This window comes from bacterium 336/3 (assembly GCA_001281695.1).
Classification (GTDB): domain Bacteria; phylum Bacteroidota; class Bacteroidia; order Cytophagales; family Thermonemataceae; genus Raineya.
This window is the reverse complement of record LJIE01000001.1, coordinates 4,050,669-4,063,783: the sequence shown is the minus strand read 5'-3', so window position 1 is coordinate 4,063,783 and position 13,115 is coordinate 4,050,669. Positions and strand designations below refer to the sequence as shown.

The following is a 13,115-nucleotide window of genomic DNA, read 5'->3' as shown; positions in this document are numbered from 1 at the left end:
AAAATTTTAAACTTTTGCGTTGTATTTTGTGTTAGACACAAAACGTTCACAAAGATACAAAAATTATGGATTTTTTATATTCGGGCAAGAAAAAGTCCAATAATAACCCAGTGGCTGAGGAGGGAGATTTCTATTTTAATGAACAAGGTTTCATGGTCTTTACAGAACAATATCACCTGAAAAGGGGATATTGCTGTCAGAATGGATGTAAGCACTGTCCTTATGGATTTAAGAGAAAAGAAAAAAAATAATATTTTTTTGTAATTTCCAAAACAAAGACTATATTTGCACTCCAATTTGTAAAAACATTTATTAATTATAAGGTTATGGCGAGAGTTTGTCAATTATCAGGAAAAAAGCCTAGGGTAGGGAATAACGTTTCTCACGCTAACAATAAAACAAAAAGAAGGTTTGATATCAACCTTAAAACTAAAAAGTTTTATTTAGCAGATGAAGACCTTTGGATAACTCTTAGAGTTTCTGCCAAAGCACTTCGTACTATCAATAAAAAAGGCATTGAACAAGCAATCAGAGATGCTGCGAAAAAAGGTACTTTACACGCATAATTTGATTCTTAAAAAGCATTGAAAAGGCAAGAATTTGTATAAATTCTTGCCTTTTTGTTTCAAATTTATCATATTCAAAAAGAAAATTTAAAACAAATATGCTTATGAAAAAATTAGCTCCTATTCTTGCTGGTGTATGTTTCTTTGCTTCAGCAGCCATGTACCAAATTGGTTCAACCAATAGCAATCTCACAGAACTAAAAGATACTTTTTGGATACCCTTACCTTTAGGGATTGTATTTGCTTTTTTAGCTTTTAAGAATAGAAAACCCTCATAATCTTTAAAAAATCATTATTGTACATCACCAGTGGTAAAACTTACTGCTGGTGATGTACTTTTTGATACAATAAATTTATTATATTTGAGTTATTCTGAAAAACATAAAGCCTATGAAAACTATTAGGAGAAATCTAACTACTTTGGTGCTATTAGCACTGGCTGTTACTACTTTTTTAGCATTTAAAAAAGACCCACAAGACAATGCCTTCGAAATAGCCAAAAACATTGATATTTTCACAACACTCTACAAAGAAGTGAACAATTATTATGTGGATGAAGTGAATCCCAATAAAATTATGCGTACTGGCTTGGATGCCATGCTCAAATCTTTAGACCCTTATACGGTCTATATTTCTGAAGACCAAATAGAAGATTACAGGACCATGACCACAGGCGAATATGGAGGTATTGGGGCAACTGTAGGCACACGAAATGGAAAAGTAACAGTTATTATGCCTATGGAAAACTCTCCAGCTCTCAAAAGTGGATTAAAAATTGGAGACGAAATATTGCAAATCGGCGAAGTAAAAGTAACTGGTAAAAATCAAAGTGATATTAGCCGTTTGCTCAAAGGGCAACCTGATACTGAAATAGAATTGCTTATCAGACATTATGGTTCTACACAAACAGAGAAAATCAAAATAAAAAGAGAAAGAATTAAAGTTGATAATATTCCTTTTCATGGAATAATAGAAGATGGTATAGGATATGTCTATTTAAGTGAATTTACACAAGGTGCAGCAGAGAGTATTCGTAAAAGTGTAGAAGAATTAAAAAGTAAAGGAGCCAAAAGTATTATTTTAGATTTGAGAGGAAACCCTGGAGGACTTTTAAATGAATCTGTAAATATATGTAATTTATTCTTACCCAAAGATTTAGATGTTGTTTTCACGAAAGGGAAAATTGCAGAATGGAATAAAACTTACAAATCACTTAGGCAACCCATTGATACAGATATTCCATTAGTAGTACTTGTAAACGGCAGAAGTGCATCTGCATCCGAGATTGTTTCAGGAGTAATTCAAGATTACGATAGAGGAGTACTTGTGGGACAACGTTCTTTCGGAAAAGGCTTGGTACAAAGTACAAGACCACTTACTTATAATTCGCAAGTAAAAATAACAGTAGCTAAATATTATGTGCCTAGTGGCAGATGTATTCAGGCTTTGGATTATAGCAACAGAGATGACCAAGGTAAAGTAGCTAAAATACCTGATTCATTACGAAGAGCTTTCAAAACTAAAGGTGGAAGAACAGTTTATGATGGTGCTGGTTTGGAGCCAGATGTAATTATTGAGAAAGAAAATCTAAGCCCCATTGCTCAAAGTCTTGTAACTAAAAACCTTATTTTTGAATATGCCAATGAGTATGCTCTTAAAAATAGTCAAATCAAACCTGCAAGAGAGTTTGCTCTTTCAGATGCAGAATATCAGGCATTTGTAACATGGGTAAAAAATAAAGATTATGCTTATACCACCGAAATGGAAAAAAGCTATAAAGATTTGATAGATGCAGCTAAAAAAGATAAAACTTATGATTTAATACAAAACGACTTGAATACGCTTAAAGGACGTATTTCTAAAAATAAAGAAGTTGATTTGATAACTTTCAAAAATGAAATTAGAGAGCTTCTGGAAGAGGAGATTTGTACAAGATATTATTTAGAAAAAGGAGAAACTGAAGCTAAATTTGATAATGACAAAGAACTACAAGAAGCTGTTAAAATATTAAAAAACCCTGCTAAGTATAAAGAAATTTTAAAGAAGAAATAACAAAAGCCTCGTTTAAACGAGGCTTTTGTTTTACACAATAATATCTTTCCACATAGGAAGGCTTAGTTCCTTACAAATGGCTGTAACATCATGATAACCCTTGCCCTGAGCAATGTAGAAGTTTCTCAGTGTCCTATAAAATTTTTCTCTGTCAAATACATAAGCTTTGTCTGTTGTATCTTCTAAAGCTTGAACTTTACAATAACGAGCAAAACTCTTTATCCAAGCTCCATTCATATCTTTGAGTTTTTCTGCTGTATACTCCATGGGTACATTGTTGAAATAAAATTCCTCAAATGCCTTTGCCCATATTTCAAAACGAATAGAAGAAAAGGGCTGACTAAACTCAAATCTCAAATGAAAACGTCTTTTGAAAGCCTCATCCAAATTATCTCTTTTGTTGGTACACAAAAACAAAATCCCATCAAAATCTTCCATTCTTTGAAGTAAATAGGCAATTTCTTGGTTTCCATAACGGTCATTGGCTGATTTGTTATCAGTTCTTTTACCCAATAAAGCATCTCCTTCATCAAAAAATAAAATCCAATCTTTGTTTTGAGCCAAATCAAACACATATTTAAGGTTTTTCTCTGTTTCTCCCACATATTTAGACACAATTTGAGAAAGGTCAATTCTATACACATCTTTACCAACTTCTTTTCCCAAAATACCCACACTGACAGTTTTCCCAGTTCCAGATTCACCCCAAAAAAGAGCCTTGAAACCTTTAGAACCTTTGTAGTTTTCATCTTTATTGAGAGTGGGATAATGTTTCATCCAAGCCTTTACATCCATCAAACATTCTCTCACAGAAGGGTTGAGAATCAAATCATCCCAAGTTTCTTCTGTAGTGTATAGGCTGGCAGGGAACTCTTGTGAGTATTTTGGAGAAAAGGGTTCATTGGAGGCAATAAGATGTAAAATTTCAATAGAAATTACTAATCTACCATGAATTAAAGAATTGTTAGATGGGTTACTTGGATTTTTTTCTAAATTGATAAATCCTCTATCAAGCAGTTTTTTGATGATTGGGTAATTATAAAAATAAGCTTCTCCCATGTCTTGAGGGTTATTGGCTAATAGAAATAAAGCAGTATAACCAGAAGGAATAAAGCCTAACTTTGAGTTATCTTGGTATCTTCCCAATGCTGTTAAATTCTCTGAAAGTAAAAAATCTAATAAATCAGGTTGTATTTCAGGAATAATCGCTAACATTAAAACAAGCCTCTCTTGTTCAGTTAGGCTGTTTTTTATAATAAATTGATTATAGAGTGTTTGAAAACTAGATAATTCTGGACTTGGTAATATAGATAAATCCTCTTGGGATTTAAGTAAAAATAATTGTCTCTTTATAACACTAAAAAACCAAAAGCTTTCTTGCTTGAAAAAATTATAAAAATTCTCTAAATTGTCAGTCATAAATAAGTATGTAAAATTGGAGTAATTTTAGAACAAATTTATAGAAAATAATTTAAGGAATATGTACTCTTTAGATACCAAACAAAATATTGTTGATAGTGGGGTAGTTAATAACCAAGAACAAAAAGTTCCAATGGTTACTAACAATATGGATAAACAATTAGCAACAGCTTTAAAACAGCAAGAACAAACCACAAAAACTTTAAAAGGACAAGAATTACCTAAAAAAGAAATTGAAAAAGGAAAGGAAAATGAATATTTTGCAAAATACGAACAGGTTGCTCAAAATCAGTTAAATATATGGTATTCAAAAAAAAATATAAATGCTGATTTACAACTAAAAGGTTCACATTTTGCGAATGCAGCAAGAAAAGTATATGACAAATATGGAGATTTGAATTATGTTGTTCCCGTTGAAATAGCTCTTGCTCAAGCATATTTAGAGGGTGGTGTTTATAGGCATGAACGTGGAAGTTCTGGTAATATTTTCCATATGGGTGCTACTGATGCAGGTGATAATAAAACAGCTAAAAGTATTAAAACGATTGAAGATGGATTTGATGTATATTATCTGGGTATGGCAAAAGGATGGCTTGGAGGAAAGCAAACAGGAAATGATATTATCAAAAATAATGGTATGCTCCGACATGATAACAAAGGAGTTTTTGCCTCAAACCCTCATTATGAAACACATATTAAATCTGAAGTAGGTAGAATGAATAGAGATTTTTCTTTAAAAGGAAGTGTTGGTAAGGGAGGTAAAAATTTTCTTGAAGATGTAAAAAAAGTTGGCTCAATGCTTGTAAAACTTGGGTATCTTAAAAAAACAGAAATAGAAGATGTGGATAAAGTATCAGAAGCTATACAAACTTTTCAAGATACTGAACTTGCTCCTGTTACAGCAGAATGGTATAAAAAGAGAATAAAAATTATAGAAGATGCTGGAAAATCTCATCCTTCTGCTACTAAAAAATCATTAGAAGATATTGAAATACAAAGAAAAGGTTTAACAGATGGAGTTGTAGGTAAAAATGGAACAACACTTAATATTCTGTACTTTTTGGCAGAAATGGGAGGTACTATCCCTGACTTAATGTCTAATCAGAAATACAGTAATCTTAAACCAGAAACTACTACACCAAATACTAACTCACAAACCATTACGCAAAATAAAAGAGGAATTGTTCAAAAGGGAGAAAACATAGATAAACTATCAGATAAATATGGTGTAAGTGCTCAAGATTTGACAAATGCTAATAAAACAAAACTTAAAGAAAAAGATGGAAAAAGTTATTTTGAGTCAGGGACAAAACTAAATATGCCTGAAATATTGACAAGCCCTCCAGCTAAATCAAGATGGGGCTTTTCAGTAGGTTTACCTAATGGTACATATAAAGAGGATATGATAAATTTTACAGAAGATGTACTTGTAATACAAGAAAAACTTTACGAAATAGGTTTATTATCAGAAGCAGATTATCAAAAAGAACAACCTGTTAAAAATATTGAATTAGAAGAAGTTCATTTGCCACCTATTATAAATACTCCAGAAATAGTTGATGAAAAACAAGTAGACCCAAATACAACTACTGATATCCCAAAAGAAGAAAAAAAAGAGCAATTATATAGTTATAAAACGTCTGAATATGAACGAAGAATGCTATTGATGTATGGAAAAGTTCCTTCTTTTCCTAAAGATAAAGTAACATCTAAAGATATTCCCAAAACCATTGAGGCTATTAAGATATTTCAGTTGGAAGTGAATAGAAAAGGGGTAGATGGACGAATTGACCCTGACGGAAGTACACTTCAAAAATTAATGAATTCAATCAAAGAAAGTGTAACAAAGGCTCGACAAGAATATGCCTTAGAGCAAAAAAGAAAATTGGAAGAGGAAAGAAAAAGATTACAACTAGAACAAGAAAGAAAAAAGCAAGAACAACAAAAACAAAAAGATAAAGAAAAAACAAAAATAGCAGATGATATATGGGGCGAGTTAAAAAAGTATGGATTAGAAGCTTTTAATTATCTTTTTGAGGGGTTGGGGGTTACAAAACAATATGAAATGCTAAAAGCTTTAATGAAGTATTTTGGGTTTAACAATATTGACAAAAAGCAAACCCAAAAAACAGATGATAGATATGTTGGAGAACAGATTAGTGATAGTGTAGGCAAAAAAGGAAAAAATGTTACAAAAGATGTAAAAATTATACAAAATAAGTTAATAGCCATAAACTATTTGGACAATAATGAAGAAACAATTTATGTAAGTTCTTTAAAGGATACCGATATTATACCTGTTAAGCAATTAACTAAAACTATTCAAGCAATAGAAAAATTTCAAGATGAGCTTATTATGTTAGAAGAAAAAGCTTATATATCAAAAGATGGAACTTTTAGTAAAGGAGGAAGTGGGTATAATGTTTTAAATAAAATATCTACACTATCTATAAACAAAATACAAACAAAGAGTATAAATGCTGTGATGTCTCCTGATGATTTTATTTCTCAATTCCCTGCTTTAGTAAAGGGAACTTCTGGGAGAGGATTATATGAGTCTGAAAAAACATATGCAGGGAAGAAAAATGTAGTTTGTTGTTATGATGCTGCTAGAGCCATGATGAAACAAAAAGGAGGGAAATTAGATATTGCTAATGCTGAGGCTCAGGCAAGTATACAAATAATGGAGCAAATAAATGGAAAAAATCATTATAGAAATCTTGAAATAGGAATTAAATTTATTGATGATGAGTTAAATAATGGACACCCTGTATTTGTAGGAGTTGATGACGGTCGTACAGAAATGTATAATAGAGATAAAACTACTGAACATTTTGTGGTAATTATGGAGAAAATAGTAAAAGAAAATAAAGTTTATTACAGATATTTTGACCCTGCTTGGACAAATTCACAAGGTTATCATGCGGAAAATTTATTTATGATTGATGGAGAAAAATTATTAGGAGACAAAAGATGGGGTGGAGTTAAAAATGCTAAATTTACAGTTGCAGAAATACGAATACCTATTTTTTAATAATTGATACATGAAGATATAATTGTAAAATTATGAACAAAACAATAATACCAATTTTCCTAACTTTATATGCATTTTCTTGTACAAATCAAGAAAATAAAAAACAAATACAAAATACTGATAATGAAAATATGATGAAATCTGAAATTGTATATCAAAAACTTAATAAAAATGGTATTTTATTAGGAGATAATATTAAAATTTTAATAAATGATAGTAATGATAGCAAAGATATATCTTATTTGAATAAGCATAGTGTAGATATATTAGGTGTTAGTGAAAGCTTTTATAAATTAAACTCAAATGATGATACTTGTAAAAGCTTCAAGTATGTGAAAATTAAAGTAGGTAATTTAGAAGGTGTTGTAAATGGAGATTTAGTTTACGAATTAGACATAAATAACAAGCAAAATAAACAATTGAATACAATTCACAATGATATAGAACTCATATTTTCACATAATTATGTAATGAAAGCGTTTGATAATCAAATGCCAACTGGATGTACCAATTTCAATCCAGTCGTATTGAAAAATAAGAAAAAAAACGATATAACACCCATAAAATTAATAAACACTAATGAATACTATAGAAACTTTGATTATTTACACTTTATAGACACTGATGTAGCTTATGATGAAATAGACAAAGTTTATGAAGAAAATGACAAAATAAATTTAATTTGGAAAAGATATGCTCAAGATGGTAGTTATGTTGAGATGCTGATAGCTATTTATAAAAAAGATAACGAATATATTGGAGAAATTATTTATAATAAGAAAAAGGAGTAAAATTTATTATTATGGAATTAAGGTTATCATGATAGTTAGCAGAGTCAAAGTTAAAAAAAGACTTTTTATAATGAAAACGATGTTATAGGACTTTATTTATTTTTTGTATCATGTAAAAATGATAAGACTAGTTCTGTTCAGCAAAGTGAGAAAATAAAAAAGCCTCAAGATACTATACCAAAGCAAAATACAGAAAAAGAAGATACTTATGATACTGTAAGATATACTTACACAGGTAGAGTCGGGAAACTTCCAATTAACTGTACTTCATTTTTTTAAAAAATCAAAAAAAAGAAGAATTTAAAGATTTCTCTCCTATTAGAATAAACATTCAAGAGTACACAAATCAAAAAGAAACAGCTAATATAAGTTTGTTTTATAAAACTGATATGAGTTATATGAAGGGACAGATGGTTAATACAGAAGATGGAAAGGTTTTTGATATTATTTTAGAAAAAAAATAATTAGTCTATATTTTTTATTCCTTCCGTTTTGGTTTTGCATTCTTTTGATTGGAAATATTAATAAGAATCAGAGAGAATATTAGATGAAAGTAAAGAAAAATAAAAAGCCCCAATTCTTAGAATTGGGGCTTTTTCGTGATTCCGATTGGATTCGAACCAATGACCTACTGCTTAGAAGGCAGTTGCTCTATCCAGCTGAGCTACGGAACCAGCTACTATCAGACGATAGTAATTTAGTGGGTGCAAATGTAGATATATATTTTTGTTTTTACAAAAATATTTTCACAAAAATTTGTAAGGAAATAAGAAAAAAACGTCTATTTTAATATAAACTCCAATTAAACGAATAATTATATGCCCAAATTATCTCAAAAACGAATTAAAGAATTGAAATTAGGTTATAATTCTGAGCGTTATACCTTAAAAGGATTAGTAACAGAGTTTTTGAATTCTATTTATCATTTAGGACAAAAAAAAATAGTTCATACAGCTATAGAGCTTACTATCAGACCAGCCAAGGCAATAAAGAATGTACTACGAGGTTTTCGGCAATATTTATATAACTCTTTGGAATACCTGATTGTAATAGCTACACTTATTTCATTACTTAATAATCGTTATCACTTTTTCTCTAATGAGGCAACAGCGATTATGAATAATAATACTCAAACAGGTATTTATCAGATAAGTTTTTTCAATGAATACAAACAATTTTTTAATGATTTTTTTAAATATTCAGAGAATTATCCTTCAATGGTAAATATTGTGGCTATTCCTGTTTTTGCATTTTATACGTATGTTTTTTTTAGAAGATATGGTATTCTTTTAGGCGAAAGTATTGTACTCAACACGTTTATTACAGCCCAACAATTGTTGTTTTTAGTTTTTTTAGTCCCTTTTGATGAATTTTTGCCTACCAGTAAAGAAATTCTTTTAGGAGTTTATACTTTTTCAACGATTCTTTTCAATATTTGGGTTTATATTACTTTTTTTGATGGAAAATTATTACCCAAGTTATTTAGGGCAATTGCAGTTGTATTTGTAAGTTATTTCTTACAATTTGGTCTAAATGCTTTAGTTTACTATATTTTCAGACCAATATTTGATATTTTTTCTACTTTATAAAATGATTTTATTATTTTCGATTATAGCAAGTTTTATTGGTTCATTACAATTAGGACCTGTCAATTTATCTGTGATTGATACTGCTATTCATCAAAATCGAAAAAATGCTTTTTGGGTGGCAGTAGGAGGTAGCTTGCCAGAGTTCATATATTGCTTTTTGGCAGTATTTGCAGGCTCATTTCTGATTAGCAATCCAACATTTTTTAAAACACTTAAAATTATAATAGCCATTATTCTTATTGTATTAGCATTTTTTTACTTCTTTAAGAAAAATAAAGCACCAGAAGCACCAAAAGAAAATAAATACCATCAAAATTTACTGAAAAATCTTTCAAAAGGTTTTTCTTTGGGAATGTTAAATCCACAACTTATGCCTTTTTGGTTATCTGTGCAAGTGGTTTTTAATTCATATAGTTTTTTAGTGATTGATGAAAAAATTGATTATTTTTTCTTTATCTTAGGAGCAGGTTTAGGGGCGTTTTTACTTTTAATATCTATCGTCTTTACCATTACACGATATAAAAATATAATTCTTAAATTCTTAAGTAATAATCTCTATAATAGAATCTTAGCTATCTTATTTCTATTGATAGGACTACAACAAATCTATTCATTATACCATGACTGAAAATATAAAATATTGGTATTTAAGAAATCATAAGTTATTTGAGATGCTCAACGACTCAGAGGTAAAAGATTTGTGTATTATCTCCAATTACAAAAATGCTCAAAAAGAGGAAACTATCAATTTTTCTGATACAGACTCAAAACGCTTGTATATTGTAAAAGAAGGAATAGTGAAGGTTTGTTATCAGGATGATGAAGGAAAAGAAATTATCACAGAAATACTGCAAGACCACGATATATTCGGTTGTATTCACTTCTCAAACATGCACCAAAAGTCTCAACGTTACGAATATGCAAAGGCGTTGAGTAAAACTATTTCTTTATGTAGCTTTGAAATCAATCACTTTAAGCAGGTTTTAGAAAAAAATCCTTGTTTAATGCTCAAATATACATCTTTTATAGGCGAAAAGCTTATATCTTTCCAGCAAAAATACAGTGATATTGTATTTAAAGATGTAGAAACAAGGCTGATGAATTTTTTTCAAGAATATGCCTTCAAACATGGAAAAGAACGCATAGATGGAAGTACCGAAATGTCTATGTTGCTTACACATCAGGAAATTGCTGAATACATAGCCTCTTCAAGGCAATCCGTTACCTCTGCTATCAACAAATTAGAAGAAGAAGGTAAAATATTATGTAAAAGTAGAAAAATGATGGTTATTCCTAATTTAAAAATATTTGATAATGTCAGATAGCTGACAAAAAGATATTTTATAAACCCATAATTTTGTTAAAAAAACAAAATTATGAAGAATATCTTATTGTTAATCATGCTGTTATTGGCTTCAAATAGTATTATAGCCCAAGACGAAACAGCAAAAAGAAAGAAACATTACAATGTTTCAAAAAGTAGTCTGGCTTTAGAAGGTTATGATGTAGTGAGTTATTTCACTCTAACAAAACCTGTAAAAGGAGATTCAAAGTATAGCACCTTTTATCAGGGTGTTACATATTATTTTAGTTCTCAGGCTAACCTTACAGCTTTTAAGGCAAATCCATCTAAATATGAACCTGCTTATGGTGGCTGGTGTGCTTATGCGATGGGAGCAAAAGGAACAAAAGTAGAAGTAGATATAAAAAACTACAAAGTAAAAAATGGACGTTTATTTCTGTTTTATAAAGACTTTTTCAGTAATACTTTAGACGATTGGAATGAGGATGAAACAAATCTGAAAACAAAAGCAGATAAAAACTGGCAAAACGTATATAGATAAGCTTAAAATCTTAAAAATTATGAAAAAATACTTGCCTTGGGTACTTTCTTTAGTAGCTGCCATTATTATGCTACAAACCCTTTATTTTAAATTTACGGCTAATCCTGAAAGTGTCTATATTTTTACAGCAGTAGGTATGGAACCATGGGGTAGAATTGGAACAGGAGTTGCCGAATTGATAGCATCTATTCTACTCCTAATACCTTCTGTAAGATATATAGGTGCTTTTCTAAGTGCTGGTATTATGGCAGGAGCAATAGCTTCACACATATTTTTATTGGGAATAGAAATTCAAGGAGATGGCGGTTATTTGTTTATTTTGGCTTTTGTTGTACTTTTGAGTTCTGGTATTTTACTTTTATTGGATAAAGAAAAAATACTAATGATTATCAAGAGTAAATTAAATAAATAACCCAATATAATGCGTTTACCCTTATTTTTAGTAAAGATACTTAAATTTGAATATTGGACTTGGTGGGCATTTTATTTGCCTATGTTGCCCTATTGGGTATATTGGTCTTTGCGTACACGCTCATTTGCTTATTTTAGTGTAGTAAACCCTGGTATAGAATTAGGAGGCTTTTTTGGCGAAAGTAAAAGAGATATTCTAGATAAAATAGACAAAAATTATTTGCCGAAATATTTATATGTTGAAAATCTTACTTTCGAAAACCTTAAAGAAATTCTTGAAAAAGAACAAATAGAGTTTCCTATTATAGCCAAACCTGATGTAGGAGAAAGAGGCTTTCATGTGGCTAAAATTACAAGTATAGAAGAATTAGAAGAATATCACAGAACGAATACAAATCCATATATTATTCAAGAATACATTTCTTTTGAGGTAGAATTAGGTGTTTTGTACAACAAAATGCCTAACTCTACCAAGGGAAAAGTTACATCCCTCACTGGTAAAGAGTTTCTTTCTGTAGTAGGAGATGGTGTTTCTCCTGTTGCCAAACTGATGGAAAAAGACCCCAGAAGTCAAATGCAAATACCTCGTCTATGGGAAGAAAAAAAGGATTTGATGAGTTTAATTCCTCAAAAAGATGAAAAAATATTGCTTGAGCCTATCGGAAATCATTGTAAAGGTACTCGATTTATCAATTACAATCATTTTATCAACGAAGATGTACATCAGGTTTTTGATAAAATCGCCGAATCCATAGATGGTTTTTACTATGGAAGATTCGATTTGAGAGTAAAAAGTATTGAAGATCTATACGAAGGTAAAAATATCAAGATTTTAGAATTGAATGGCGTAAGTTCTGAACCGGGGCATATTTATGACATCTCTTATACAGTTTTTAGAGCCTATCGCGATTTGATTCGTCATTGGCGTATTATTGGAAAAATTGCTATAGAAAATATTAAAAATGGTATAAAACCAGTACCCTTTTCAGTAATTATCAAAACCTATTGGAAACATTTTACAGTAAGTGTAAAAAAATAGCTATCTATCACCTGCAAGTAACCAAATGCCTTCTAAATGAACTTTGTATCTTGTAGGCTGAAACTCTCCAAAACTAACAATGATAAGGAAACTGTGAAGAGTTGCTTTATCAAGGCGAATATAATAATGCAAACTTAGAGAGTCACTTCCTTTTAGAGGTGAGTATAAATTTTTGTAATAGGTTCTAAGGTATTCAAAAATATCTACTCCAAGCTTTTCTGGAAGAGAATTAAAAGATACTAATTCTGCTAAAGAGAAGTCGAACAGAGTATTTTCTGGCAATAAAACAATTTTTTGATTCCAATCATCAGGCTCTCTACCATCAAAAATATGAAGTTTTTTCTCTAAAATAAAAGGCTGAATTTGCATA

Annotated in this window: 12 protein-coding genes, 1 tRNA gene and 2 pseudogenes; 12 read left to right on the top strand and 3 right to left on the bottom strand. The window is 30.1% G+C overall.

Annotated elements, in window-relative coordinates; translation table 11 throughout:
• The first annotated feature begins 65 nt into the window (after window positions 1-65).
• The 4 genes from AD998_19040 (at window position 66) to AD998_19025 (ending at window position 2,618) form a co-directional block, all read left to right on the top strand.
• On the top strand, window positions 66-251 hold the full coding sequence (locus AD998_19040) for a hypothetical protein (protein ID KOY87952.1): 186 nt from the start codon (window positions 66-68) through the stop codon (window positions 249-251).
• Window positions 252-326: 75 nt separating this feature from the next.
• Window positions 327-566, top strand: a complete 240-nt coding sequence (locus tag AD998_19035; protein ID KOY87951.1) for a 50S ribosomal protein L28 — start codon at window positions 327-329, stop codon at window positions 564-566.
• 98 nt (window positions 567-664) lie between these two features.
• Window positions 665-844: a hypothetical protein gene (locus AD998_19030; protein KOY87950.1), complete on the top strand. Its 180-nt coding sequence runs from the start codon at window positions 665-667 to the stop codon at window positions 842-844.
• Window positions 845-965: 121 nt separating this feature from the next.
• Entirely contained in the window at window positions 966-2,618 is a 1,653-nt protein-coding gene (locus AD998_19025) for a peptidase S41 (protein KOY88282.1), read from the top strand.
• Between the two features lie 360 nt (window positions 2,619-2,978).
• Here the strand turns inward: AD998_19025 and AD998_19020 are convergent.
• A pseudogene (locus AD998_19020) lies at window positions 2,979-4,037 on the bottom strand (hypothetical protein).
• 61 nt (window positions 4,038-4,098) lie between these two features.
• On the opposite strand from AD998_19020, the gene AD998_19015 reads away from it, so the two are divergent.
• Together AD998_19015 and AD998_19010 are read left to right on the top strand one after the other, a co-directional pair.
• Entirely contained in the window at window positions 4,099-7,071 is a 2,973-nt protein-coding gene (locus tag AD998_19015; GenBank protein KOY87949.1) for a hypothetical protein, read from the top strand.
• Window positions 7,072-7,103: 32 nt separating this feature from the next.
• Window positions 7,104-7,862, top strand: a complete 759-nt coding sequence (locus tag AD998_19010) for a hypothetical protein (protein KOY87948.1) — start codon at window positions 7,104-7,106, stop codon at window positions 7,860-7,862.
• 597 nt (window positions 7,863-8,459) lie between these two features.
• On the opposite strand, the gene AD998_19005 is transcribed toward AD998_19010, so the two are convergent.
• A tRNA-Arg gene (locus AD998_19005) sits at window positions 8,460-8,536 on the bottom strand.
• Window positions 8,537-8,680: 144 nt separating this feature from the next.
• Between AD998_19005 and AD998_19000 the strand changes: the two genes are divergently transcribed.
• From AD998_19000 to AD998_18975, 6 genes and pseudogenes are all read left to right on the top strand, one after another.
• A complete protein-coding gene (locus AD998_19000; protein KOY87947.1) occupies window positions 8,681-9,451 on the top strand; it encodes a hypothetical protein in 771 nt (256 codons plus the stop codon).
• Window positions 9,452-9,821: 370 nt separating this feature from the next.
• Window positions 9,822-10,079, top strand: a pseudogene (locus AD998_18995) (hypothetical protein).
• Window positions 10,072-10,776 carry a hypothetical protein gene (locus AD998_18990; protein ID KOY87946.1) on the top strand — a complete coding sequence of 235 codons (705 nt, stop codon included), beginning with the start codon at window positions 10,072-10,074 and terminating at the stop codon, window positions 10,774-10,776. Before AD998_18995 ends, AD998_18990 begins: the two are co-directional and overlap by 8 nt.
• A gap of 51 nt (window positions 10,777-10,827) precedes the next feature.
• Window positions 10,828-11,295, top strand: a complete 468-nt coding sequence (locus AD998_18985; GenBank protein ID KOY87945.1) for a YHS domain protein — start codon at window positions 10,828-10,830, stop codon at window positions 11,293-11,295.
• A 19-nt stretch (window positions 11,296-11,314) separates the two neighbouring features.
• Window positions 11,315-11,707: a DoxX family protein gene (locus AD998_18980; GenBank protein ID KOY87944.1), complete on the top strand. Its 393-nt coding sequence runs from the start codon at window positions 11,315-11,317 to the stop codon at window positions 11,705-11,707.
• 9 nt (window positions 11,708-11,716) lie between these two features.
• Window positions 11,717-12,745: a hypothetical protein gene (locus AD998_18975; GenBank protein KOY87943.1), complete on the top strand. Its 1,029-nt coding sequence runs from the start codon at window positions 11,717-11,719 to the stop codon at window positions 12,743-12,745.
• Here the strand turns inward: AD998_18975 and AD998_18970 are convergent, their stop codons facing one another.
• A complete protein-coding gene (locus AD998_18970; GenBank protein ID KOY87942.1) occupies window positions 12,746-13,114 on the bottom strand; it encodes a hypothetical protein in 369 nt (122 codons plus the stop codon). It abuts the gene before it with no gap.
• Between the last annotated feature and the right edge of the window lies 1 nt (window position 13,115).

Coding starts and splice junctions, on each gene's coding strand:
- AD998_19040 (KOY87952.1), top strand. CDS start 66: ATGGATTTTTTATATTCGGGCAAGAAAAAGTCCAATAATAACCCAGTG.
- AD998_19035 (KOY87951.1), top strand. CDS start 327: ATGGCGAGAGTTTGTCAATTATCAGGAAAAAAGCCTAGGGTAGGGAAT.
- AD998_19030 (KOY87950.1), top strand. CDS start 665: ATGCTTATGAAAAAATTAGCTCCTATTCTTGCTGGTGTATGTTTCTTT.
- AD998_19015 (KOY87949.1), top strand. CDS start 4,099: ATGTACTCTTTAGATACCAAACAAAATATTGTTGATAGTGGGGTAGTT.
- AD998_19010 (KOY87948.1), top strand. CDS start 7,104: ATGAACAAAACAATAATACCAATTTTCCTAACTTTATATGCATTTTCT.
- AD998_19000 (KOY87947.1), top strand. CDS start 8,681: ATGCCCAAATTATCTCAAAAACGAATTAAAGAATTGAAATTAGGTTAT.
- AD998_18990 (KOY87946.1), top strand. CDS start 10,072: ATGACTGAAAATATAAAATATTGGTATTTAAGAAATCATAAGTTATTT.
- AD998_18985 (KOY87945.1), top strand. CDS start 10,828: ATGAAGAATATCTTATTGTTAATCATGCTGTTATTGGCTTCAAATAGT.
- AD998_18980 (KOY87944.1), top strand. CDS start 11,315: ATGAAAAAATACTTGCCTTGGGTACTTTCTTTAGTAGCTGCCATTATT.
- AD998_18975 (KOY87943.1), top strand. CDS start 11,717: ATGCGTTTACCCTTATTTTTAGTAAAGATACTTAAATTTGAATATTGG.
- AD998_18970 (KOY87942.1), bottom strand. CDS start 13,114: ATGCAAATTCAGCCTTTTATTTTAGAGAAAAAACTTCATATTTTTGAT.